At 31.9% G+C, this 26,638-nt stretch carries 23 protein-coding genes; 16 read left to right on the forward strand and 7 right to left on the reverse strand.

What is annotated here, in order from left to right; translation table 11 throughout:
• Nucleotides 1–204: 204 nt before the first annotated feature.
• Nucleotides 205–546, reverse strand: coding sequence for a DUF4889 domain-containing protein (locus tag JG554_RS02740; RefSeq protein WP_019468837.1), 342 nt, complete (start codon nt 544–546; stop codon nt 205–207).
• Nucleotides 547–692: 146 nt separating this feature from the next.
• Entirely contained in the window at nt 693–2,792 is a 2,100-nt protein-coding gene (rsp, locus tag JG554_RS02745) for an AraC family transcriptional regulator Rsp (RefSeq protein ID WP_070037498.1), read from the reverse strand.
• 221 nt (nt 2,793–3,013) lie between these two features.
• On the opposite strand from rsp, the gene JG554_RS02750 reads away from it, so the two are divergent.
• A complete protein-coding gene (locus tag JG554_RS02750) occupies nt 3,014–3,589 on the forward strand; it encodes a peptidoglycan recognition protein family protein (protein WP_064209323.1) in 576 nt (191 codons plus the stop codon).
• Nucleotides 3,590–3,935: 346 nt separating this feature from the next.
• Here JG554_RS02750 and JG554_RS02755 read toward each other — a convergent pair whose 3' ends face one another.
• The gene (locus JG554_RS02755; RefSeq protein WP_203265365.1) at nt 3,936–4,874 is read right to left on the reverse strand and encodes a magnesium transporter CorA family protein; all 939 of its coding nucleotides are present in this window, start codon (nt 4,872–4,874) and stop codon (nt 3,936–3,938) included.
• A gap of 298 nt (nt 4,875–5,172) precedes the next feature.
• Between JG554_RS02755 and JG554_RS02760 the strand changes: the two genes are divergently transcribed.
• The 4 genes from JG554_RS02760 (at nt 5,173) to JG554_RS02775 (ending at nt 11,026) form a co-directional block, all read left to right on the forward strand.
• Nucleotides 5,173–6,840, forward strand: a complete 1,668-nt coding sequence (locus tag JG554_RS02760) for a Na/Pi cotransporter family protein (RefSeq protein ID WP_046207587.1) — start codon at nt 5,173–5,175, stop codon at nt 6,838–6,840.
• 339 nt (nt 6,841–7,179) lie between these two features.
• Complete coding sequence (locus JG554_RS02765; RefSeq protein WP_046207588.1) at nt 7,180–8,196, forward strand: MsnO8 family LLM class oxidoreductase; 1,017 nt, start codon at nt 7,180–7,182, stop codon at nt 8,194–8,196.
• Entirely contained in the window at nt 8,193–9,524 is a 1,332-nt protein-coding gene (locus JG554_RS02770) for an LLM class flavin-dependent oxidoreductase (protein WP_064209325.1), read from the forward strand. Before JG554_RS02765 ends, JG554_RS02770 begins: the two co-directional genes overlap by 4 nt.
• A 29-nt stretch (nt 9,525–9,553) precedes the next feature.
• On the forward strand, nt 9,554–11,026 hold the full coding sequence (locus tag JG554_RS02775; protein WP_040030123.1) for a Na+/H+ antiporter NhaC family protein: 1,473 nt from the start codon (nt 9,554–9,556) through the stop codon (nt 11,024–11,026).
• A gap of 94 nt (nt 11,027–11,120) precedes the next feature.
• Here the strand turns inward: JG554_RS02775 and JG554_RS02780 are convergent, their stop codons facing one another.
• Nucleotides 11,121–11,882, reverse strand: coding sequence for a DeoR/GlpR family DNA-binding transcription regulator (locus tag JG554_RS02780; protein WP_019468844.1), 762 nt, complete (start codon nt 11,880–11,882; stop codon nt 11,121–11,123).
• A gap of 174 nt (nt 11,883–12,056) precedes the next feature.
• Between JG554_RS02780 and JG554_RS02785 the strand changes: the two genes are divergently transcribed.
• From JG554_RS02785 to JG554_RS02825, 9 genes are all read left to right on the forward strand, one after another.
• Nucleotides 12,057–13,139 (forward strand): MDR/zinc-dependent alcohol dehydrogenase-like family protein, encoded by a 1,083-nt coding sequence (locus JG554_RS02785; RefSeq protein WP_203265366.1) that lies wholly within the window; start codon nt 12,057–12,059, stop codon nt 13,137–13,139.
• 48 nt (nt 13,140–13,187) lie between these two features.
• Complete coding sequence (locus JG554_RS02790; RefSeq protein ID WP_046207592.1) at nt 13,188–14,186, forward strand: dihydroxyacetone kinase subunit DhaK; 999 nt, start codon at nt 13,188–13,190, stop codon at nt 14,184–14,186.
• A 12-nt stretch (nt 14,187–14,198) separates the two neighbouring features.
• Nucleotides 14,199–14,831 (forward strand): dihydroxyacetone kinase subunit DhaL, encoded by a 633-nt coding sequence (gene dhaL, locus JG554_RS02795; RefSeq protein ID WP_070037502.1) that lies wholly within the window; start codon nt 14,199–14,201, stop codon nt 14,829–14,831.
• Between the two features lie 32 nt (nt 14,832–14,863).
• A complete protein-coding gene (rpiB, locus tag JG554_RS02800) occupies nt 14,864–15,307 on the forward strand; it encodes a ribose 5-phosphate isomerase B (RefSeq protein WP_064209329.1) in 444 nt (147 codons plus the stop codon).
• 369 nt (nt 15,308–15,676) lie between these two features.
• Entirely contained in the window at nt 15,677–16,933 is a 1,257-nt protein-coding gene (locus JG554_RS02805) for a copper resistance CopC/CopD family protein (protein ID WP_046207593.1), read from the forward strand.
• A gap of 11 nt (nt 16,934–16,944) precedes the next feature.
• The gene (locus tag JG554_RS02810) at nt 16,945–17,529 is read left to right on the forward strand and encodes a YcnI family copper-binding membrane protein (protein WP_019468850.1); all 585 of its coding nucleotides are present in this window, start codon (nt 16,945–16,947) and stop codon (nt 17,527–17,529) included.
• A gap of 119 nt (nt 17,530–17,648) precedes the next feature.
• Nucleotides 17,649–18,062 (forward strand): DUF2871 domain-containing protein, encoded by a 414-nt coding sequence (locus tag JG554_RS02815; RefSeq protein WP_019468851.1) that lies wholly within the window; start codon nt 17,649–17,651, stop codon nt 18,060–18,062.
• A gap of 206 nt (nt 18,063–18,268) precedes the next feature.
• Nucleotides 18,269–19,300 carry an NAD(P)/FAD-dependent oxidoreductase gene (locus tag JG554_RS02820; protein ID WP_019468852.1) on the forward strand — a complete coding sequence of 344 codons (1,032 nt, stop codon included), beginning with the start codon at nt 18,269–18,271 and terminating at the stop codon, nt 19,298–19,300.
• Between the two features lie 33 nt (nt 19,301–19,333).
• Nucleotides 19,334–19,735: a GNAT family N-acetyltransferase gene (locus tag JG554_RS02825; protein WP_064209331.1), complete on the forward strand. Its 402-nt coding sequence runs from the start codon at nt 19,334–19,336 to the stop codon at nt 19,733–19,735.
• Nucleotides 19,736–20,050: 315 nt separating this feature from the next.
• Here the strand turns inward: JG554_RS02825 and JG554_RS02830 are convergent, their stop codons facing one another.
• A complete protein-coding gene (locus JG554_RS02830; protein WP_176745319.1) occupies nt 20,051–21,415 on the reverse strand; it encodes a glucose transporter GlcP in 1,365 nt (454 codons plus the stop codon).
• 215 nt (nt 21,416–21,630) lie between these two features.
• The gene (locus JG554_RS02835; protein WP_046208541.1) at nt 21,631–22,620 is read right to left on the reverse strand and encodes an acrylyl-CoA reductase family protein; all 990 of its coding nucleotides are present in this window, start codon (nt 22,618–22,620) and stop codon (nt 21,631–21,633) included.
• 253 nt (nt 22,621–22,873) lie between these two features.
• Between JG554_RS02835 and JG554_RS02840 the strand changes: the two genes are divergently transcribed.
• Both JG554_RS02840 and JG554_RS02845 read left to right on the forward strand, forming a co-directional pair.
• Nucleotides 22,874–23,392 carry a GNAT family N-acetyltransferase gene (locus tag JG554_RS02840; RefSeq protein WP_019468856.1) on the forward strand — a complete coding sequence of 173 codons (519 nt, stop codon included), beginning with the start codon at nt 22,874–22,876 and terminating at the stop codon, nt 23,390–23,392.
• 269 nt (nt 23,393–23,661) lie between these two features.
• A complete protein-coding gene (locus JG554_RS02845; RefSeq protein ID WP_070037504.1) occupies nt 23,662–24,462 on the forward strand; it encodes a hypothetical protein in 801 nt (266 codons plus the stop codon).
• A gap of 237 nt (nt 24,463–24,699) precedes the next feature.
• On the opposite strand, the gene JG554_RS02850 is transcribed toward JG554_RS02845, so the two are convergent.
• Complete coding sequence (locus JG554_RS02850) at nt 24,700–26,403, reverse strand: CDP-glycerol glycerophosphotransferase family protein (protein ID WP_070037506.1); 1,704 nt, start codon at nt 26,401–26,403, stop codon at nt 24,700–24,702.
• Nucleotides 26,404–26,638 lie beyond the last annotated feature (235 nt).

Raw genomic sequence — 26,638 nt, forward strand, 5'->3', positions numbered from 1 at the left:
ACTGAATAGAAAATAAATCTATTCAGTGCTTTTTTGTTAATTACGGTTATATTATGTTAATTATAAAACAACAACAGTAGAATGTTTTTGAAAACAAGTGATGGGTTAAACAAAATTAATGTTATTTAAGGCACAAACAGCCCCATAAGCACTTCACTTCTAAGAAGTGCTTATGGGGCTGTTTTGTGACGCGGTTTTACTTATTTACATGCCTTTCATGTCCATATCGTGAATTTTCATCATTAGACCATGCGGAATGTCATCGTGATCAACGACTTCCATTTTACTATAAGTGTCTTCGTCCTCAGATTTAATAAGTTTTACAAAATCACCTTTTTTAGGATTAAATCCTGATTTAGAAGGTATTTTTACATTTTCCTCTACTTCATGGTCTTTTTCACTCACTACTTTATCAGCAGTTGTACTATTTTTCATGTAGCCGAAGTATGTCTCTTTTTGACCACCAGAAACCATCATAATAACTAAGACAATAGCTACAATCACCATTACTGCACTGATAATAATTGCAAACATTTTATTTTTCAAAATTAGATTCTCCTTTATATATCTTTACTTCAGTTATATCTGATATTTTAGCATAATGCAATTGAAGTATAAGCGATGACAAAACTTTTAAATTAAATTGTGCTAATATGTACTTATTTTTAAAGTTTCATGTCTATGCTACACTATTATTTATTTGTAGGTGATAAGCGAATGTATTTCACCTCATCTCGATCAATATCAAACTCAATAGGTGTGTGTGGATAGGTAGTATGTCGTAATTCTGATTTCGGCATATTTGAACGTTCTATATTTTTTAACAGTGATTGTTCAATGAAAATATCATTAAATATAGGAGGTAAAGCATAATCTATAAAACCATGTTCTCTATTTAACGTACGTATAAATAAAATTAATTTTGAAATAATTGTTTGTTGTTTTAATATAAACTTTCGCTTGTTTAACGTTGTGTGCGTATTGGCATTGAATAATAGTAAATGTGTACATTGTTTATCTTTTGCAACTAAATAATTAGGTTGTATTAATATCGCTTTTCCATAAAATGGCTTTAAGAATTGCATTATATATACAATGGGTTCATATATGCCGTGATGATTCATTAATGCAACGTCATATATACATTTATTCATTAGTTCATAGCCAACAGCAGAACCATTTTTAATCAATTGTATTGTATGTTGCATAATTTCTGATATTCCTAAAGGCGCTTTTTGATTATATTGAGTGAAGTGATTTTTAGTAAGTTTTGAGTACACACATTTATTAGGTTGTAGCTTAGAAAGTGTGACGAATTTATTATAATAATCACTATAACTTGATACATTATCGAATTGATGGCTATGCTTTAATAACATTGTACGTAATTCGCTACGTTCTACATCAATAAAATTAAAGTCAAAATTAAATCTATGTAAGAGTGTAAAAGTGTGTTTAAGACTTTGAGTTTGGGTTAACACGCCTTCTACATTGATTGCTAATTTGATATTAATATTTAAACTTCTGACTTTAATGTACAATCTGTTTATATCATTTAACTTTAAGTATTCTGAATCAAATAGAATCATAAAGTTATACATATTACCATTAGCATGATATTTAGGTTTGAATATTAAAAATTGGGAAATCACTTGTTCTATTTTTTTATATTCTTCCATGGATTTAATTCTAATAACTACGCCTATACAGTTAGAAAAAATAGCATCGATAAAATTGACAATCCCATTTAAATTGAGTGAAGCTGATGCTAGATTGCTCACATTATTTATAAGTAAATAGCAGTTTGTAAGGTCACTAAAATTAAGTTTTTGATTTAAATTTGTTTGAATTATATCCATTAGATTATCAATATGAATAAAGATGGTAGGTTGTTTTGCCAAATCATTATACTTTAAGTGGTCTAAATTGATAATTTCGTTATCAAGTGATTGATTATGGTCATCTAAGTAGGCTTTGAAATAGTGTGAATATCCGCTAATATCAGTAGTTAATAACGTAATAGGATTATTGTGCAATATATTAAGCTTTTTTCTGTAAGCAAGCGGTGTTAACTTGAGATGATATTTGAATTGATGAGTATAGTTAGCATAATGATTGAAACCTATATTTTCAGAAATAAGATAAATGGTTTTGTTACTATTAATAAGTTCATTAAGAGAAAGCGCAATTTTTAAACTTACTACATAATGTTTAAAGCTAATACCTAAATATTTTTTAAATAAAATCGATATGTATGAACTAGAAATATAAAAAATTGAAGAAATTTCTTTGGACATGATATGTTGTGTAATGTGCTTTTGAATATAATCTGATATTTTATTTAAAAGTTCATTTTCAGAATGGATTGTCGGTATATAAGCATAATCAGTTGATTTTTTAGTTTCTTGCTCTAAGGTAGAAATAAGCTCAGTTAATTGAGGTAATTCCATTGAATTCATAGTATTTAATTTTTCAATCATGTTTAGTATTAAATACTTCAAGTATTCTTGAGCATGCAATGCTTTTGCATCATAATAACAATTAAAAAATAATTGATTAAGCGGGATGATTTGTTGTATTGGTATTTTTAGTTCAACAAGTTGTTCTGCGTGAGTTATACAAAATAAATCACTATGATTGATGATAGCGATATTGTTTTCAACCGAAGTTTGTTTACCATTAATATTGATATTCAATTTACTATTTAATGAAAATAATAGTATGACTTGGTTGATACAACGTTGCGTGTCTGTAGTTAAAAAATCGTGGATACATAATGTGGCATGTTCCATTCTATCTAGCAACTCCTGATAACATATTGTTATATTGACTAAATTACATTATATAATAAATAGTTGTGAATATTAATATATTAAATATAACTATTTTCTTATTTCAAGCGCTAATTCAATCGATAAAATTAAATTGTGTACACCATTAAATTTGGAATAAATAAATTAAACGAACTAATGCTGTAAAAATTTAAAAATTTAAATATTAAAGAGGGAAAATAATGGAGCATATATACTCAAATTATTATGAAATAGAGGAGAAAATCACTGAACGAAAAAAAGATATTTTAGGTGTCGTTCTACACGATGATGCCGAAAATTATTCTGCCAAAAATTACATTACATGGTTAAATAAGCGCATTGAAAAAAACGAATTAGAAAAAGGATGGGCGAGCGTCTACATCGACCAAGACACATGTTACTGGTTTCATCCAACACAATATACTGAATGGCACTGCGGAAATACATTTGCCAATACGCATTATATTGGTATCGAGAGATGTCAGTCTAAAATCAATGGTATATTAACAGATAGTGCATTTATGAAGGTAGAAGAGGTTAGCTTTTGGCTAGCAGCTGCAATTTTAAAGAAATATCAATTGCCTGTTAATAGAGAAACAGTAAGAATCCATAAAGAATTTTATGATACTGAGTGTCCAGCAAGATCGTGGTTAATTCATTTGGAACAAGCTTCAAGCACATTGGAAAACATGAATAGATTGAAAGATTATTTTATCTATAAAATAAAATATTATTATGATGATATTACTAAAGAAGATATTATGCCTTTAGGTTAAGGCCAGTATCAAATTAAAGTCAGCTAATATTTATTTTTACCATCAGCAAAAAATAGTTTGGATTATAATATTTAAAAACGTCAATTCTAATCATATAGAAATTGACGTTTTTATTTTTGAAAATTAACCTGATGTGACAAGCTATTCTCAATATATAAATTTTAATAAAAAAGTGAAATAAATTTAAAAGGCATGTCTCCTAAATTTTTGAGGAAACAAGCTTTTAGAATATTACAGAAAACCAAAGTACAAATTTCAAGATTCAGTACAATAACACATGATAGAATCTTTCATATTGAGCATAAGCTTTATATCTAGTTATTTTTAAATGTGTGTTTGCTCTATATCAAAACTTTTGCTTTCGCCATAGAAATGCACCTACACATGAAACGATAATTAGTGAAATAGCGATCACGATAACCCAAGAGACATAGCTATGTTCATCAATAGGTAATGGAACATTCATGCCGAAAAAGCTAAATACTAAAGTTGGTAATGTTAAAAAGACAGTAAATAATGTCAATGTTTTCATCGTATTATTCATTTCATTTGAAAGTAGTGATGCATATGAAGTTGTAATACTTTCTAATATATCCGTGTATAATCTTGTGGTCTCTAAAGCTTGATTATTTTCTATGACTAAATCTTCCAACAAATCTTCATCTTCTTCAAATCGTTTAATTGCAGGTAATCTGAAAAGTTTCTTTACTATCGTTTCATTACCTTTTAATGCTGCTAAGAAATAAACTAAACTCTTTTCAACTTCCATTAAATTATATAGTTGTTTGTTTGTAACATTAATTTTTAAATCACGTTCTATACGTAATCTCGTTTTATTTAATAATCTAAGGTTTCTATTATAATGATTCGCGATCGTTAATAATATATTGAGCGCGAATCGGCTATGAAAATGTAAATTTAAATTTTGATGGCTAAATTTTTCTAGAAATTCGTTCTCCACATTACATACAGTAAATATTTTTTTATTACCAATAATAATACCTAGAGGAATTGTTATAAACGAGAGCACATTAAGATTTGTATCATTAACAACTGGCAAATCAAGGATTATGAGGGAATAGCCTGTTTCTTCATCGTATTCAACACGAGAACTTTCCTCAGTATCTAGAGGGTCTCTAATAAAATCTTCTGGTAAATGGTATAAATCTATTAAATGTTCTATTTCTTCCCAATTTGGGTCAACGACATTGATCCATGAAGCATCATGGTCTAAAGTTGATGTTATTATTTCTTGTGTTTGAGTATGTTTATAAGCAGTAATCACAATACAAATCTTCCCTTCATTAAATTCTTAATTATATTAGCGAAGATTAGAGCGGTTGACAAGTATCTTTCAATTTTAATTGTAATACTTATAAAAAGAATTAATTTAAGGATATTATAAGTATCATATTGTAAAATCTGCATGGTTAACGAATTTGGAAAGGTTTGCATGTATTGGTGAAATAAGATTACAGAAATGTTGAGAAAATACGATGTAATTTTAACGATAAATTAACATTAGCTTAACAAAAATTAGTTATACTTCACATAGTTTACAAATATTTTAAAGAGGTGTAACGATGGATTCTTCTGTAATGGAGATTATTTTTACCTTTATTGGTGGATTAGGTATTTTTCTATATGGTATTAAACAAATGGGAGACGGTTTACAAGCCGCAGCTGGTGATAGATTAAGAAGCATTTTAAATACTTTTACAAGTAACCCTTTAATGGGTGTCTTGGCTGGTATGATTGTAACGATATTAATTCAAAGTAGTTCGGGCACAACAGTAATTACTATAGGTCTTGTTAGTGCAGGCTTTATGACAATGCGTCAGGCAATTGGAGTAGTTATGGGAGCGAATATTGGTACTACAGTTACTGCATTTATTATAGGTATTGATATCGGTGAGTATTCGCTGCCAATTTTAGCAATTGGTGCATTTCTAATTTTCTTTATTCAAAAACGTAAAGTGAAAAATGTGGGTATGATTTTATTTGGTTTTGGTGCATTGTTCTATGGTTTAGAACTTATGAGTGGTGCAGTTAAACCATTAGCAAATTTAGACTCTTTTAAACAAATTATGTTAGATATGTCTTCGAATCCATTATATGGTGTGGTAGCAGGTACATTATTAACAGTAATTATCCAAAGTTCAAGTGCCACAATTGGTATTTTACAAGGATTCTTTGCCAATGATTTAATTAGTTTACACGGTGCACTTCCTGTACTTTTAGGCGATAATATTGGTACGACAATCACGGCAGTACTTGCCAGTTTAGCAGGCTCGTTGGCGGCAAAACGTGTGGCAGCTGTACATGTACTCTTCAATGTAATTGGCGCTATCATTTTCTTAATAATCATGCCTCTCTATCAATTAGTTATTGAATGGATGCAAGGGATTATGAATTTAAAACCTGAAATGGTTATTGCATTTGCACATGGTACGTTCAATGTAACAAACACAATTATTCAATTGCCATTTATTTTCATCCTAGCATGGATTGTGACGAAGTTAGTACCAGGCGAAGACTTGAATGAAAAATATAAACCAAGAATGTTAGATAAAAATTTAATCAACAGAGCTCCTAACATTGCATTACAAGAAGCTCAAGATGAAATTCAAAATATAGGTCATATGACTTTCGATATGTTTAGATATGCTAAGAACTATGATGATAAAACAGAAAAAGATATAATTCAGAAGCATGCAGCTGTGGAAAGTATGTATGACAATGTAAGACAATATTTAACAAAAATCTCTGAGAAGAAGATATCCAAACAAGATGCAGAAAGAATGTCTGTGTTATTCGATGTTAATCGAACGTTTATTAAAGTAGCAAGTTTAACAGAAGCTTATTTATTGGATTTAAAGAAAAAAGAAACAGAATCAATTCAAATATCTGCAAAAGCAGAACAAAGTATTGAAAGACTATATGACCATGTCGATGCGTCACTTGAAAAAACAATTGATATGTTTAACGTATATGACAGAGTTAAAAAAGATGAAATCGTTCGTTTGAGTAACGATTCGTATACATTAGAACATGATCTTAGGAAGAAACATATCAAGCGCTTAAGTTCTGGAGAATGTTCTTTAGAAGGTGGTTTGCTATATCTAGATATGATAGCTATCTTAGAGCGTATTGGTTACCATTCTAGAAACATTTCAGAATCTATGATTGATATAGATAATATTGAACATGAGGATGATGAAGTGGAACATACTTTGGGTTGGTCATATTAAAAAGTTATTTTAACCACAATGTATGCAAAATTTAATATCATATAATGAGGCAAGCCATAACAGAAATAAATTTTATGCTTAGTCTTTTAAATTAGAGCGGAATAACATCACTTTATTAAAGGGTGATGTTACTCTGCTCTTTTTTTATGAGAAAAGTGTACTTGGTTAACAATTTTCAATTTAAATGATAAATGGTATGTAAAAAATGGAGTACTCGAGATGGCAAAAGCAATCCCTCTCTTAATCCTTAGTAAAACGATAAGGATACTTGACAAAATGTTACCGTGAGCATAAGATTGAAACTAATATAATTTTCAGAAATCGATTGGGGGATTGTTTATGACATCTATTAGTATACTTGATCAAAGTCCGATAGATCATAATGAAGCAGTTAGCGACGGGATAAAGAGAACAGTTGAACTCGCTCAATTAGCAGAAAACCTGAATTATACAAGATATTTTGTTGCAGAGCATCATAATATACAAGAAGTCGTTGGTACGAGTCCTGAAATATTAGTTACACATCTATTAAACCAAACAAATAGAATAAACATTGGTTCTGGTGGGGTTATGCTACAGCATTATAGTCCATTTAAAGTGATTGAGCAGTTTCATTTTATGAGCCAAATCGCTCCGGGAAGAGTAGATTTAGGTATAGGTAAAGCACCTGGTGGTTTTCCTCTAGCGACACAAGCATTGCAAGAAGATATCAAAAGTTCACCTACATCTTTCAATGATAAATTTCATTTATTAAATCAATTTAATAATGGAAACTTTCCTAAAGAAAATCCATATTCAAATTTAAAAACAACGATTCGTAATAAAGAGGTTGAAAAACCACATGTTTTTCTTTTAGGTGGCAGTGAACGATCAGCGCGTTTTGCAGCAGAAGAAAAAGTAGGATTTATTTATGCATATTTTTTGAATTCGGATAATGAACTTTTACAAAAAGCCATTCGTACATACAAAGCATTTTACCCTGAGGGGAGAATAATTGTTGCCTTGGCTGCTGTTGTATCGAATAGCGAAGCGGAGTACGCATTAATTGAAGAAGGGCGTACAAACTATGTTTTACACTTTGATGACGGTCAAAAATTAACGGTATCAAGTGAACACCAAATTGATGATTTTAAAAAGCAAAGTTCAAGGACATTTGAAATTGAAGCACAACAAATAGAGGTATTTAATGGTACAGCTGAGTCCATAAAACAACAGATTCATGAATTAAATATAGATGATGAAGTTGATGAATTTATGTTTCATATGCCCGTTCAAAATCATTCATTACGATTAAAAACAGTAGAGCAATTAGCGCGTGTATATAAAAAATCGACTTTGAAAGCAGGGGTAAAATGACAAATAAAAAAATAGATTTTGGAATTATGTTGAACGGTCCTGGTAGTCATATGCATGCTTGGAAATCAAGTGAGGTTCCAAGTGATGCAAGTACAAATTTTGAATTTCAACTTGAAATTGCTCGCAAAGCAGAAAAAGCTGGCTTCAGTTTCGTTTTTGTAGCAGATGGATTATATATCAATGAAAAATCGATACCACATTTTTTAGATAGACATGAACCTTTAACATTTTTAGCAGCTCTTGCTCCTATAACGCAGCAAATTGGATTAGTTGGTACGATTTCAACTTCGTATAGTGAACCGTTCACAGTGGCCAGACAACTTTCAACCATTGATAACATTAGTAAAGGTCGTGCAGGCTGGAATGTGGTAACTTCGCCTTTAGCTGGGAGTGCTGACAATTATAGTAAAGGAGATCATCCAGAACATGATGTTCGATATGATATTGCTGAAGAACATATCCAAGTTGTACAAGGATTATGGGATTCGTACGAAGATGACGCGTTTACGTTCGATGTTGAAAATGGTGAATATGTTGATAAAAGTAAAATGCATACTTTAGATTACAAAGGTCAATATTTCCAAGTTAAAGGTCCTTTGAATGCAAGTCGGTCAGAACAAGGACAACCTGTTATATTCCAAGCAGGAGCTTCTCCTAAAGGACAGGCATATGCAGCTAAATATGCTGATGCCGTTTTTACACTTGGTGAGTCACTTGAAATTGCTAAAAGTAATTATGACAGTATTAAAAAACAAGCCCAAGCATTTGAGCGTAATCCCGACCATGTTAAAGTCTATCCAATGCTAGCACCAGTCATTGGAAAAGATAAAGCCGAAGTAGAGCGACGATTAAATGAACTTAAATCATTAGCAACAATTGAAGAGGCTTTAGACTACTTGGGAAGATATTATGATCACCATGACTTTACTCAATACGAATTAGATGCACCATTTCCAGAGTTAGGTGACGTAGGGAAAAATAGTTTTCGTGCAACTACTGATGCAATTGCTGAACGTGCGAAATCACAAAATTTAACGTTAAGAGAAGTTGCTCTAGAAGAAACTGTAAGACGTTCACCATTTACAGGCACTTATGAAGAAGTAGCAGCATTAATAATTGAATGGTTTGAACAAGGTGCAGCAGATGGCTTTATCTTTGGACCACATGTCTATGGTGAAATATATGATGAATTTTTAAGAGAAGTGTTACCGATATTAGAAACAAAAGGTTATTATTCGAAATCTTATGAAGGTAGTACATTACGTGATCATCTTGGTATTCCGTTTAAAGAAAATCGATATCGAAACACAAAAGTAGAGCATATCTAATTTAAATGATTTTTAAGGAGTGAAATAGAATGTCTGAATATAGTGCAACTTCACATCATTCGCAAACAGATGTTGAACAAGACCAATTAAAAATAAAAGAAAAAAGAAAATTTCAATTGCCACACGTGTTATTAATGATGTTGATGATGATGATGTTTGCATGTTTACTGACATATGTCATTCCAGCTGGTGAATTTGACACGACAAAAAGTGGTGAAATTGTACAAGGAACTTATCATGCTATTTCACAAAATCCAGTTAATCCATTTTATGCAATTACCTTAATATTAAATGGGGGTATACAATCAGCTCAAACTGTAACTTTATTGCTATTTGTTGGTGGGGCAATTGGAGGTATGTTGCAATTGGACTCAGTGACAAAGTTAACTAATTATATGATATATAGATTTGAACACGCAGGTGCTTTACCACTCATTATAGGATTATTTTCTTTAATGGCGTTTATAGGGTTTTTTGTAGGTGGCGATCAGATGATTGTTTTTGTCACGCTCGGTGTCATTTTAGCGAATAGGTTAAAATTAGATCCAATTATTGCCCTTGGCATGACCTTCCTACCTTTGTATATGGCATTTTCAGTTTCTCCTTCAGGTATGGCTAAAATTGGTCAAATCGTTTATCCGGAAGTCACTTTATATTCAGGATATGGTGGGAGAGCAATTATGTATACAGTGTTTTTATTGGTCACTTTATTATATGTTATCTGGTATGCGAGAAGGGTTATTAAATCACCAAATAAAAGTTTGATGAATACTACATCTTGGCAACAAAATAATGTGCAAACAACAAATACAGAAATTGATTTGAAAGATAGAACAATTAATTGGAGAGATTTGGTTGTAGTAGGATTAGTGATTTTTACACCTATAGTATTAGCAATAGGTAACGGCATGTTAAGTTGGACTGAGAAATATGGAAATGGTGTATTCATTACTGTTTTTGGTATTAGTTTTGTGCTTGCTTACTTAATAAAAAGTAAACGGCCTAGTGAAATGGTGGATGGATTTCTAGCAGGAGCTAAACCAATGCTAGTGGTTGCTTTTGCTATTATCATGGCAAACACAATCAGCGTCATTCTAGAAAAAGGTAAGATTTTAAGTACGATTGTCAACGGATTAACGACACAACTTGATGGTTCTTCAGCCGGTGTCGTATCAATATTAATATTTTTAGTAGCAACAGTATTTAATTTTTTAGTACCATCTGGTTCAGGTTTAATGAGTGTCATGGTTCCAATATTACAACCAGTTACGCATACACTTGGTGTGAATGACCAAATACTGTTAACTTCACTATCTTTTGGCGGTGGATTAGGTAATTTAATTACGCCAACATTGGGTGCGACAGTAGGTGCGATTGCTATTGCGAAAGCTAATTTTAGTTCATGGTTTAAATTTATGGCACCATTGTTTTTAATTTGGGTCATCGTAGGTTCAATTGTGTTGTATATCTTCACTACTGTTGGATGGTCAGGTGGTATATAAAAAGATTGGATAATTATTTTAAGTAAAAAAGCTGTATCAATTAGGTATTAAATTATTCTAATTGATACAGCTTTTTAAATTGTTAATTTTGAAATTAAACAACAGTTAACTTAAATGGCATGTTTTGTAGCCATTTTTTTTGGGGGGGTTCATCAGTAATAACTTCAGTAATATCAGTGATTTTAGCAAATGATAAAGTAGATGAAATATCAAATTTACTGTGGTCTATCAGAGCAATTACTTTTTCACTTTCTTGAACCATCTGCTTTTTGAGTTGAACTTCAGGTAATGAAAAATCAGTCAAACCATTTTCTAAGGTGAAACCGTTTGCAGATAAAAAGAAATAATCAATATGATACATTTCTAAAATTTGTGAATCAATGTTTCCAGTAATTGCATTTGAATCTTGTGATACAAACCCTCCAACTACGAGCACTGTTAAGTTAGGATTTTCTTTTAAGAGTACTGCATTTTCCAATCCATTTGTAATAATCGTAAGTTCCATTGTTGTCTCAGATATTAATTTTGCAAGCTCATATGTAGTTGAACTTGCGTCGATGAGTATGCATTGTTGCGGTTCGATTTTATTTAACGCATGCTCACTTATTTTATGTTTTTCACGATGCTTTTGTGTTAAGCGGTAAGAAAAGTTTAATTTAGAAGTCATCGTATCATTTACTTTTGCTCCGCCATGTGTACGTGTAATCTTATTTTCACTTTCTAAAAGCCTTAAATCGCTCCGAACTGTTGCTTCTGTCACGCTTAAGTAATCTGAAAGTTGTTTTACAGTAGCTCTTTTATGTGACTTTATATAAGTATATATGTGCTCTCGTCGTTCATCTGCATACATTTTCATATGATTCGCAACCTCCTTATGTTCATAATTTAGTTTAACACAATTTTTTATAAAAATAACAAAACAAAAGCAAAACGAAAATAAACGAAAAAATATTTGAAAGAAATGAAAATATATATTAGAATTATAGGTATAAATGAAAGCGTTTTCTAATAAAAGAAGGGGTTGTTGAAAATGACGAATAAAAATTATCCAGACAAAATGAATGCAGTTGTAGCATATGCGCCAGGGGATTATAAATATGAAACAGTAGAGACGCCAACAATTGAGAATTCAAAAGAAATTATAGTGAAAGTTGAAGCATGTGGTATTTGTGCAGGAGATATTAAAGCGTATGGCGGAGCACCAAGTTTTTGGGGTGATGAAACGCAACCTTCTTATATTAAAGCACCGATGATACCGGGCCACGAATTTATTGCACGTATTGTTGAGAAAGGCGAAGATGTGACTGATTTTGAAATAGGTGATCGTGTCATTTCTGAACAGATTGTACCTTGTTGGGAATGTAGATTTTGTAAACGTGGAGAGTATTGGATGTGTGAAAAACACGATTTATACGGTTTCCAAAATAATGTCAATGGCGGTATGGCTGAATACATGAAATTCACTAAAGAAGCAATAAATTATAAAGTTCCTGAAGATCTACCTATAGAAAAAGCAATTCTAATTGAACCATATGCTTGTAGTTTACATGCAGTGCAACGTGCAAACATCAAATTAGGAGATTTCGTTGTATTATCTGGTGCTGGAACACTGGGGCTTGGCATGATAGGAGCTGATAAAAAATCTGGCGCTGAAACTTTGGTTGTACTAGATATGAAAGATGATCGTTTAGAATTAGCGAAACAGTTTGGTGCAGACATTGTAATGAATCCAGCAAAAGTTGACATAGTAAAAGAAATTAAGGATATGACTGAGGGCTATGGTTGTGATACTTACATTGAAGCGACAGGACATCCTAAATCTGTTGAACAGGGTTTGAGTGCAATTAGAAAACTAGGAAGATTTGTCGAATTTTCTGTATTTGGGGATCCAGTAACTGTTGATTGGAGCATCATTTCTGATCGTAAAGAACTAGATTTAATGGGTAGTCATTTAGGACCTTACTGTTATCCGCTTGTGATAAATGGTATACAAAATGGTGATTATCCAACTGAAGGCGTAGTAACACATCAATTGCCACTGCAAGATTTTGAAGAAGGCTTTGAATTGATGAAAAAAGGAGATAAGTCATTGAAAATTGTGCTTGTACCTTAAAACAGCAAAGTGATAGATAACATAGATAGTTAAAAGGAGAGACTTTAAATGAAAAAGATGATTAATCATCCTGATGACGTTATAGAAGAATTAATGGCCGGATATTTAATTGCTTATCCTGAATATATTAGACGTTCAAACTTGCATCAAAGAGCATTAATTGGAAAAAAACGACACCCTAATCGTAAAGTGAGTGTTTTAATTGGTGGAGGATCAGGACATGAGCCAGCTTTTATCGGATATGTTGGTCAAGGTATGGCTGATGGTGTGGCAGTAGGTAATATTTTCGCTTCACCTTCACCAATTCCTATACAAGCTGTAACTAGAGAAATTCATGACGGCAATGGTGTGTTATATATTTATGGAAATTATGCAGGAGATTTAATGAATTTTGAAATGGCCAGCGAAATGACAGAAGTCGAAGATGATATTGAAACAGCAGTAGTAATAGGAAATGATGATGTTGCTTCAGCGAAGGAAATTGAAGAGAGACGTGGCATAGCAGGTGAATTACTGGTTTATAAAGCTGCAGGTGCTGCTGCTGATTTTGGCTATGATTTGAAGGAAGTACGTCGTATTGCACAACTGGCAAATGATTATACACGTTCGATGGGCATTGGGTTAAGTCCTTGTTATTTACCGCAAACAGGAAAACCAAGTTTTGATCTTGAAGATAATGAGATGGAAATTGGATTAGGACATCATGGTGAACCAGGTATTGAAAAAACAACGATTCGCACAGCAAAAGAAACCGTCCAAGTTATTATGAAAAACATTTTGAAAGAAGGTCTTTATCAATCAGATGATGAAGTGGTTGTGTTAGTAAATGGGTTGGGTGCAACCTCACAAATGGAATTATATATTATCAATAAAGAAGTTGATGCAATATTAAATGAAAATAATATAAAGACGTACAAATCGTATATTGGTAATTTTATTACATCAATGGAAATGGGTGGCTTCTCAGTAACATTGATGAAGGTGGACGAGACGTTAAAGTCATGTATAGATCATCCTGTCGATTGTCCAAATTTTAAAGAAGTCTAGGAGGAAATTGTAATGACATTAACAAGTGAAACATATAAATCATTCATCCTAGCATTAGCTGAGTTGTTTGAAGAACAAAAAGATAACTTATGTGAATTAGATAGAAAAATAGGTGATGGTGATCATGGTGTGACGATGAATATTGGTTATCAAGCTGTAAAAAGTACGATTCATAACGAGTTACAAGTACAAGATGATATTGCAAAAATCAGTGTTGCTGTTGGTAAAAGCTTTTTGGATGCAGTCGGGTCATCTGTAGGTCCTTTATATGCTTCAGGTTTTTTAAAGTCAGCAGTTGCAGTGAAAAATAAAACTGAATTAGATGATACAGATTTATATCAATTTTGGATTGCATTCAGTAAAGGAATTAAGGCAAGAGGTAAAACTGAAATAGGTGATAAAACGATGATTGATACACTTGAACCATTCTATCTTTCATTAGAAACATCTAAATCTCAAACTATTAATTTCAAGGAAGCATTTGAGATTGCACTTTTAGAGGCTAAAAAAGGTATGGAAAGTACAAAGGATATTGTTTCAAATAAAGGGCGTTCTAAGCGATTAGGCTATCGTTCGCAAGGTCATGTAGATCCTGGCGCGATGTCAGCGTATCTGATGTTAAATACATTTAAATCATATGTATAAGTGAAGTGATAAGTATATAAGGAGGAGTTAGAATGAAAATAGCAATCGGTGCAGACCACAATGGTTACGACTTAAAAGAAGCAGTGAAAACGCATATAGAAACACTCGGCCATGAAGTAGAAGATTTTGGTTGTTATCATTGTGCAGAGACGGATTATCCAGATGTTGCTGCTAAAGTTGGTAAAAGCATCCAACAAGGAGATAATGAACGTGGTATTCTTATTTGTGGAACTGGCATTGGCGTTGCGATAACAGCCAACAAATTAAAAGGCATACGCGCTGCTTTGGCGCATGATTACTATTCTGCAGAGCGTGCACAGTTAAGTAACAATGCCCAAATACTGACTATGGGTGCACAAATTATTGGTATAGAAGTTGCTAAAAAAAATGTTGAAGCATACTTAAATGTAAGTTGGGAAGGCGGTTCTCAACGTAAAGTAGATAAAATTGTGCAAGTTGAACAAGATGAATTTTAATGCGTTATATTTATGTAAACCATATCATTCTTGAAGAATAAGAAGTTGAGGCCTAAAGCGCATAATTAAAGCAAAGGACTAGTCCGTGTGAGAGTCGACGGATTAGTCCTTTGCTATTTAAATTTATACATAATTTGTAACTTAGCATTTCTAATAAAAACAAATTTAGCATTAGTTTAATACTTATTTTTATAACAACACATTATAAATATTTTTAATGGTAACAAAACTAATCTTTTATTTCTAATTAATTGGAACAATAATATTTAATTTATAATTATTTGTCCAAAAATGACAAAATGAAATTTATATTGTGAATATATATTTCATTTAATATCATTGATAATATAAACTTTTTGAAAAAGGGGGATGAAAGTGCAATTAACATTTAAACTTCATAAGTTTTCTTATGTTATATTTATAATTTCGTTGATCATTGGGATAGTTACTTGTTCTCAGCAAGTTTCAGCACATGCAACTTTAGAAAAAGTTACTCCAGCACAAAATAGTGTGGTTGAAAACGCGCCAAAAGAAATAACATTACAATTTAATGAACCAGTCCATTCAAAGTATTCAAGCATAAAGATTTATGATGACAATGGTTCTGAATTGACTGAAGTAAAACCAAGTACAACAGGTTCCTCTCAAACATTGACATTTCCTATTGAAAATTTAAATAAAGGTACGCACAGTATAAAATGGCATACAATGTCTGCAGATGGCCATGAGATCAATGATAGTTTTGAATTTTCAGTTGGAAAACAGACAGCAAATGGAATTGATACAGCACCACCGTTTTATGAAAAGGCAGATTTTTGGTTTGGGGTTACGCGCTTTATAATAGAAGGATTATTGATTACACTTACCGGCCTTTATTTTGTCAACCGCTTAGCTAAAAGACAAAGTTTACCTCATTTAAATTTTAAAACATACACGATGCCAACCATTTTGACGTTGGTCATGATTTCCGTTATCACAGTTTTAATTTATATGATGACTTTATCTTCTGATGTTGTGTCAGATGTGTTAAGTCTACAAAAAGCAACTTTATTGCAAACACCATTCATATTAACAATGATTGCAGTTATCATATTATTATTGCTTTTCACTTTGAAAAATATGGCTACAAGTTGGTATATATTCATTCCAAGTCTAATATTAATTGCGCTTAGTATGTCTGGACATGCTTGGTCTCAATCTGTACCAATATGGTCGATTTTTATCAGAGTGATCCATATTACTGGAATCTCATTTTGGTTAGGCGCTTTGATATACTTAGTGGTGATGGTATTGGGTAAAAAACAATTTGCAGTAAATCAAATGAGACCTTTTTTATTAAAAGTAAATATTAGCGCTGTCATGTTAATTGTCATATCAGGTGTCCTTATGTCAATTGACCAAACGAATGTCTTAACATTGTGGAAAAATATTCAAACGTGGAGCGTTTTATTACTTATTAAGATTTTGCTAACATTTGTGATGATGACGTTAGGATTTTATCAAACAACTAGAGCGCTTGGTAAGCATCGTCAGACAAATAGATTTGCATTAATCATAGAACTAAGTATAGGTATTTTACTCATATTAGCAGGTGTAATTATGAGTCAATTAAATATCCCAGGATAGGAGTTTAAAAGATGAAAAGACAATTTATTTTAGCCATCGCAGTTTGTTTTACTGTTTTAGTATTTTCCAAAAGTGCTCATGCACATGTGACTATGAATCCTGACACAAGTGAACCAGGTTCTTATGAAAAATATGATGTTAGAGTTCCAGTAGAAAAAGAAGCGAACACGACAAAAATAGAGTTGAAAGTACCCAAAGGTGTAAATGTTGTAGGTGTTGCACCACAGGAAACATTTGATCATAAATTAACTAAAGATGACGATGGTAATATTACCAAAATCACTTGGACAGCTAAAGATAAAGGTATTGGACCCAATGAATTTGTCGATTTACCTATTCAAGTAGCAAATCCTGATAAAGAAGGCGAATTTAAATGGGATGCTTATCAAACTTATGACGATGGAGAAACTGTAAAATGGAATGGTGATGAAGACGCAGAAAAACCATCACCTATGACTAAAGTATCCAAAAAAGCTGATGTTGATTCTGAAAATAATCAATCGGGCAATGATTCTATCGCTTTATGGATTGTATCTATCATAGCTATTATTTTAGCGCTCATAGCAATTTTTAAAAAGTCTCGTAAAGAAAGATAAAGTATAAGTGATTAAGCTAGTAATCAGATTTTGATTACTGGCTTTTTTGTGAAGTTTGGTGAATTGTCACTGTATTTTAATTAAATTTATTTTATAATAATTTTTAAGGAGGATTTTGAATGCGCAGAATATTATACGCTTTTTTAATTTATACAATCTTAGGATTGCTTAGTGGTTTTTATTATCGTGAATTAACACTTGCTTATGACTTTACAGGTGATACACAATTAGTAGTAGTACATACGCATACGTTAATATTAGGAATGTTTATGCATCTCATTTTATTACCAGTAACAAAAGTATTTAATTTGAGTAGTTATTATTTATTTAATTGGTTCTTTATCGTGTATAATATAGGTGTATTGGTAACGATTGGTATGATGTTTACGAAAGGCACTTACCAAGTGATGGGACTTAAAGTTCCAGAATCATTTGCTGGCTATGCAGGAATGGGGCATACAGTGATTACAGCTGGTTTTATTTTATTATTCTTCTTGCTTAAAAACGCCATTGTCAAAAAATCAGAAAAATAATTTCTCTAAATAGAATTTTTAAAACAAATATAGTAATCATAGATATAGTAGACGATCGATACGAATTTGATCGTCTTTTTATTTTATTTTACAGCCATTATACATATAAAGTAATTAATTATTAAAAAGTCATCCTTTTTAATTGATAAGCATTATCAATAATAGGATAATAGGTATTAATAAGTAGTACATGTAGGAGGATTATTATGGATGATGTAATCATTATCGGTGGTGGACCAGCCGGTCTGTTCGCGAGCTTTTATTCTGGATTAAGAGGGATGAATGTAAGAATTATTGATATTCAAGATAAGCTAGGAGGTAAAATGCACGTGTATCCTGAAAAGATTATTTGGGATATCGGGGGATTGGCACCGAAACCTTGCTATGAAATTATACAAGATACTGTTAATCAAGGACTACATTTTAATCCTAAAGTAAATTTAGAGGAACGTGTGATAGATATTAGGAAATTGGCTGAACGTCATTTTGAAGTAGAGACCAATAAAGGAAATATATATAAATCCAAATCTGTTATTATCGCCATTGGTGGTGGCATCATTAATCCAAAACAACTTGATATCAAGGGAGCAGAAAGATATCAATTAACAAACTTACATTATGTTGTGCAATCTTTAAAACATTTTAAAAACAAAAACGTATTGATTTCAGGGGCAGGTAACTCTGCTCTAGATTGGGCAAATGATTTAAGTGGCTATGCTAAAAGTGTGACATTAATTTATCGAAAAGCGGATATCAAGGGTTATGAAGCAATGAAAAATATATTAGATGGATTGTCAGTAGAAAAGTTACCCAACACACATATCTATCAATTAATAGGAGACGTTACCCAGTCGCGTATAGAACAAGTGATATTGGAAAATATTGAAACAGGGGAACAAGAGGTACGTGCTTTTGATGAAGTCATCGTCAGTCATGGATTCGATAGAGAAAATACATTATTAGAACAATCTACAACTCAAGTTGATATGCATAGTGAATATAATATTAAAGGGTTTGGTAACACTGCAACGAGTATTGAAGGTCTATACGCTTGTGGTGATATTATTTATCATGAAGCAAAAGCACACTTAATCGCGAGTGCTTTTAGCGACGCAGCAAACGCAGCTAATCTAGCAAAGCTTTATGTTGAACCAGAAGCAGCTCCTGAAGGTTATGTATCGAGTCATAATGATGCATTCAAAGAATCTAATAAAGTAGTGATGAAAAAATATTTATAAATCATGGTTTAGCAGTCTGGGGGATGAAAATACATGGTTAAAATAAAGTACGAAGCGCCAACAGTACAAGATTATAGAAATATGAGAAAAAAAGCTGGGTTAAGTGAAAAATCACAAAAGGCGACAGAAAAAGGGATATCAAATGCATGCTTTGACATTACAATATATGATGATGACTTATTAATAGCGATGGGCAGAGTAATTGGAGATGGCGGTACTGCTTTTCAAATTATTGACATAGCAGTAGAACCACGTTATCAAGGTCAGGGTTATGGTAAACAGGTTATGACTAATATTATGAAATATATATCATCTGTTGCAGAAGATGGTACTTATGTGAGTTTAATGGCAGATTATCCTGCAGATCAATTGTATGAACAATTCGGATTTACGACTACGGAACCTCATTCTTGTGGGATGTATATCAAATACTAAATTTAAATATGTTGAAGAATGTTTAAATGCGAAGCAGTAGTTTAAAGATAGTTATCTATGAAACACACGTCCATTGCTCTATCATAAAGATAGAATCTGACGTGTGTGATGTTGTGCTAATTGATATCATTTTTTAATGATAATACAACGCGTTCACATTCAGAGTGAATGATACCAAACCATCTTTTAGAAAACTATACGGATTAATTTGCGAGATGCAAAGAGAGCTAATCCAGAACGGATTAGCTCTCTTATTTTGAGCATAGGTTTTATACCCTAAAAACTCACATTAATTTTGTTTTAGCAATGTAATGTTTATTTGGATTCTTTAACATTGACATCAGTTGCATTTGTTCTAGATCTTAAATCAGCTTCTATTTCTTCTAAACTACGTCCGCGTGTTTCTGGTAAGTATTTAATAACAAAGATTAAAGCACAGACACCGATAGCTGCAAAGATTAAGAAAACTTGTTCTACTGATAAAACATCAGTCAAAATAGGGAATAATTGCGCAACTAGTAAACTACCAATAGATAGTACTAAAGCAGCGATTCCTGTTGCAGCACCACGTGCACGCATTGGGAATAATTCTGGTAACATAACCCAAAGTACTGGTCCCCAAGTAAAACCAAAGAAGATGATGAAAAGCGTTAGACAAGCAACCATAATCCATGCAGAAGATTGGATACCAACTGTCCAAACTAATATTGCCATGATTAATAGTGAAGCTACCATACCAATATTACCGATGACTAATAATCGCTTACGATCTATTTTATCAATAATCATAATTGCTACAATCGTAATAAGGACGTTTACGGTACCAATACCAACTGTGCCTAATATAGAAGTTGCATTTCCAAGACCAGCTTTACTAAATATCGTTGGTGCGTAATAAATAATAGCGTTAATACCTATAATTTGTTGTAATAAAGCAAATACACTACCAATGATCAATGTTGGTCTTAACCAAGGTGATTTTAATACATTCCAAGTGCTTTCAGAAATAGCATTTATTTCTTTCATATCAGCAATTTCTTTATCAATTTCGCTTTCTTTAAATGTTAATTTCATAACGTCACGAGCAGCTTTTTCACTTCTGTGTTCAAGTAGCCATCTAGGGCTTTCAGGCATAAATGCTACACCGATTAATAGAATGAGTGAAGGTAATACTGCTAAACCGAGCATCCATCTCCATCCTTCGATTGGAGTGAAAGCATAGTTAATTAAATATGAAGATAAAATACCAATTGTAATCATTAATTGGTTTAAGGAACTTAACGAACCACGTTGTTCGGTAGGTGCCATTTCAGATAAATATACTGGTACGATTGCTGTTGAGCCACCGACAGCTAATCCGATAACAAGTCTACCAATTACTAATACTGGCATTGATGGTGCTAAGGCTAAAATTAATGCACCGACAATATAAATAATAGCGATAATAAATACAACACGTCTACGACCTAATCTATCAGACATAGGTCCACTCGCACCGGAGCCGAAGATAGCGCCGACTAACATCGATGCAACGACAAGTCCTTCAGTAAAACTATTTAACGGTATGTCATCTTTTATAAATAACAGTGCACCTGATATAACCCCCATGTCATAACCATAGAGTAATCCTCCCAATGCACCAAGGAAAAAGATGAGCTTTTTATTCACTTTGATTCCCATATTAACCCTCCTGATAATATTCAATAATAATAAGTATACGCTTTCATATTTTAATTGTAAATGTTAAAGTATAATAAATTTATCTATTGATATATATTTATATGAATTGTAATATTTTTGTAGTTTAAATAAAAATGTATAGTTATATAAGTTGATATCAAATAAAACTCCGCACATCAATTTTTGTTTGATGTGCGGAGTTTTATAAAATCATCTTATGCGTCGAATTCGATAACAATTCTACCAGAATTATTATGTTGAAGCACTTCATCTATGCTGTTTTTAATATCTTTAAAGTTTATATTATGTTTTATATCATGTAATTGATCTGGTTTTAAATCTTTTGACAGACGACGCCAAATATGTTTCCGTTGTCTCATTTCTGTATATACAGAGTCAATACCTATAACGTTTACACCTCTTAATATGAAAGGAAAGACTGAACTATCGAATGTAGCGCCTCCTGTCATGCCAATGAGCGCAACGCTACCATTATAATTAAGTTGCTTAATGATTTGTGAAAAACTGTCACCACCAACTGGATCGATGACTGCTTGCCATGTGCGTTTACCTAAAGGTTTATTATCTTCTTTGTCAATTCTAGAAATAACATCTTTTGCACCTATGGTTTTAAGTGTTTCAGTAGCTTCAGTCTTACCTGTACTAGCGATCACATCATATCCAATGCCATTTAACATCATAATCGCTAATGTTCCTACACCACCTGTTGCACCTCTTACAAGCACTTGATCTTTTTCTACAGATAGTCCATTATGCTCTAATTTTTCAATTGCTAAACCAGCTGTGTAACCTGCTGTCCCATATATCATAGCTTCTTCAAGTGTGAGGTCTTTAGGTAAAGGTACAATCCATTCTTCTTTTACGCGAACATATTCACTAAAACCTCCGAAATGGTCTGTTCCTAAACCGTATCCTGTAACGATGACTTCATCTCCTGGTTCAAAAGCATGTGTGTCAGAGTGAGCTACCACACCTGCTAAATCGATGCCTGGCACCATTGGATAACTGTTAACAATTTTTGAATTGTCTAATGTAGCTAATGCATCTTTATAATTAATTCCAGAGTATTTCGTTTTAATCAACACTTCACCTTCTGGAAGATCATCTATTGTCATATCTTTAAATTCGCTTGTTACTTTGCCGTCTTGTTCATTGACCACAAAAGCTTTAAATGTTTTCGTCATTGCCTTATGGCACTCCCTTATGTATATATTTATGAACAATTAAAAAACTAGAACTACTTTATCATGATATTGTGAATTTCACAATAAGTGTAAAAGCGCTGATTTAAAAGTAAGCGTTTTAATTTTAACAATCGTAAACTTTATGTCATTTGACTATACTTTAAGTTGTCAAAAAAATATATTAAGTCGTATAGTAACATATTTAACATTTTAGTATACTAATTGACAAGATGGTAAAAAGGGGGCATGCAGTATGACAGATAATATTGAATTGGTAAAACAATCGGAAGTACATCGGTTAAGAGAAATTTGTATTACAACATTTAAACATACATTCAAAGAAGGTGGATATACACAGGAAGATTTTGAAACCTATTTTAAACAGGCATATAATGTGGAAACGTTACAAGACGAATTGAATAATAAACATTCATTCACATATTTTTATCTCAGCAATAATGAAATTGTAGGTTATTTTAAATTAAATATAGACGATGCACAAACTGAGGCAATGGGTGAATCCTACTTAGAAATTCAAAGAATATACTTTTTACCTCAATCACAAGGTGGAGGAAAAGGGAAAAATGTTTTTGATTTTGCAATTAAAAAAGCACGCGAGTTGTATAAAACAAAAATTTGGTTAGGTGTATGGGAATATAATGAAAAAGCATTAAACTTTTATAAAAAACAAGGCCTACGTATAACAGGTTCCCATGAATTTCATACTGGTAACGTGGTAGATACAGATTTAATAATGGAAAAAAACATATAGCAGCTTTTGAAAAAGTCATTTATCCTGTAATCTGTTCAATTATCTTGGCGCATTGTATTCCTATTGCAAAAGCTAGATATTAAATTAAAGTTTCTATTTTTTAAGTTTTTGTAAAAATTATATTTATTTCAAAAAAAGTTTTGATAAAAGGTGTTTATTTTAATAATAATAGTGAATAACATAATAATTCTCATTTATCCTAATTGTTAAACACATTACATAATTTTAAATTAGGCAATGGGAAGGACACAACTAAGGAGGCTTATTATATGAAGAAGTTATTAGCAGGTTTTCTTACACTTACATTAGCACTTGCTGCTTGTTCTAATGGTAGTGATGACAATGGCGGTAGTAAAGACGATAGTTCGAAAGACAAACAGTCTTCCGATGACAAATCAAAAGACTCAAAAGATTCTAAGAGCGATGACAAAAAGGACAATGATAGTTCCGATAAAGATTCAGATAGTAATTCGGACAACAAATCAGACAGTGATGCTGATAAAAATAGTTCTGACTCAGACTCTAGTTCTAACTCTGATGATAGCAGCAATTCTGGAAACAGTGACAATGCCAATGATAGTTCGACTAACGGTTCCAACGGCAGTGATAGCAATAGCGATAATTCAAATAATGATAACAATTCAAGCAATGCGGATAGCAATGATAGTACAGCAAGTAATGCAAATAGTAATGCTGATCAAGCATCTAATAGTGCAAGTAATTCAAATGCGGGCAACACAGGTAACAGTGGTGCTTCTCAATATGTGGCACCTTATCAAGGTCAAAATGCAGTGCCAGTCGCACAAAACATTACTTCAGGTAGCACTGACGCACAAACAGCTTTACAGTCATTGCCTAATTTCCAAAACGCTTTAGACAATGCAACTGCTGAAGTCAATGCGTTAAATGGCCAATCAAATCCTTATAATGATTATGCTATTGAAGGAAGCGAAGGGAATTATAGCTATATCTTTAGCTTCCAAAACCAAGCACAACCTGGTAGTTATTCAATTGTAACTGTTGACCAACAAGGGACTGTTAGAGTAGTTGATCCAGCTTACCAACAATAAAAGCATCATAAAATAACGTGATTTTTATACGTATTATAAAAAAGTGGCAAGTAGAAAGCATTAACTTCTAACTTGCCACTTTTTATTTTGGTAAAATTTTCTTTATGTGCGAATCGTTCGAGTATGATTCCTTTAAATGCATTTTATATTTAATTAAAAGCACCAAAGCCAATATTCATATTTTAAAACTTTGAATTTTAAATTAGAATAACAAATTGTTGGTTGTATATGTGATGATTAGTTTAATTTATTGGAATTAATCGACTTTTGAATAATATGTGAAATCGTTTCAAAGGCATGGTTGTCTTTATTTATAAACGGATTAGCATGTATATCTTTCATTTGGTGACTGATTAAATCATTTAAGAGCGCTTTTGAATCACTATATCTGACTGTAGAAAGAGAATGCATAACATCTTCATAAACACCGCGTTCACTCACATATTTTTCATGGTCAGGCGTATATTGGCAGACAGTTTTATCAATCGTAAGTGCATCAAAAATAAGTGAAGAATAATCTGTTAATACTGTATCTGATACTAACAATAAATCTTGAACTTCAATATGTGATGGCGCAATGATAGCATTTTCAGGTATATAGTTAGATTGGTCGTTGATATGTCCTTTAAAGATAACATTATATTTATTCAATAAGCCATCACTCATTGGTAACAAATCGGTTGCTTCATTTGCTGCTTTCCATGTAGGAACATAAAGTAATGTTTGTTTTTGAGGATCTAGTTTTAATTCTTTCTTTATAAATGAGATATATGGTTGATCAGATTGTTTATCTAACAGATATCTAATTCTCGGATACCCACAATTTAATAAGTGTGTGTGTTGTTGGGGAAACGCAGACTTGAAATGTTCCATAATGGCTCCGGAATCACTGATGAAGTAATCTTGTTGCAACCATTTATTATATTTGCGTGCACGATAATTATAGATATTGAGATTCTCATTAGGTTCATGACTATCTAAAAATAGTTTTTTAATAGGTGTGCCATGCCATAGTTGTATAATTGTACCATTTGGTTTGATATCATCAGGGATATCGTTTTCTAAAATAACCACACTTGCTGTTTCTATTAGATTTTTTGATTTCGCGTCATTTGGATCGATAAAATTAGGGCCATTTACATCATTCGTTATAAAAAATATAGGTAATTTAGAAAAGTACTTTGCAAAATGATTAAATAAATAGCGAGAATTACCTCGAAATCCATAATCAAAACCTAAAAAGACGATATGATTTTTAACTTTCGATTTATCTTTCTTATAAATATAACTGCTTTCATAATGTTTTTTTTCGTAATGACGATGAACTAAAGTATAAATCCAATGTGGAAGTTTGAATTTAGTATTTTTAAGCACTTTATCTGTAAATCGAATGTCGTCGTGATTAGGCGCTAGTGTTTCACTATTTTTAAATGGTATCGAGTGTTTATGTTCAAAGGCTAATTTGTTTAAATTGAATTTAGTAGTGTTTAATGGCGTGAATGCTTGAATGTAATCCCATATAGCACTACTGGTTGTAAAAGCATGTTTGAAATTGAAAACGACATGGCTATCTGTTGCTACATCATCTTGCAATAGTGATAATAATGCTAAGTCAAATATATTATTAATGGTATAATTGTTTATTATTTTTTGAGTGGTTTCTATATGGAAAATAATATTTGGAAAATGATTTAGATTATCCATCCAATCATTAAAAGTGATTTCGGGTTTACCAAAATATCGGCAATCATTTAAATATTGTTGATTGATTGTATAATCTGCAACGATAGTGACCGGTTTTAGTGTAACTGCGTCTAACATCGATTGATAAATTTCACTATTTTGATCTATATATACAAAGTGAGTATATCCTTGTGCTGTAGCTTTCTCAAGGTCCTTTACGAAAAGGTCCCACGTTGAAACTTCTATTTGCTTTATCATTTATAATCCCTCGATTTAAATATTATTATCCTTATTTTATCATTTAATACGTCATAGATAAAAGAAACTTCAATATTCATATTAGGATTGAAGAATTGCGTTTGAGATGATGTATATTCAATTGGAATTTATTAGAAAAATAAAAACTTTAATTTTAGGCTATTAATTTTTTGGAAATTATTGTATTTTACTTAAAGTAGATGTTATAATTTATGTGAAATAATTCACAAATGGA

This window comes from Staphylococcus sp. 11-B-312 (assembly GCF_016743055.1).
Lineage (GTDB): Bacteria > Bacillota > Bacilli > Staphylococcales > Staphylococcaceae > Staphylococcus > Staphylococcus ureilyticus.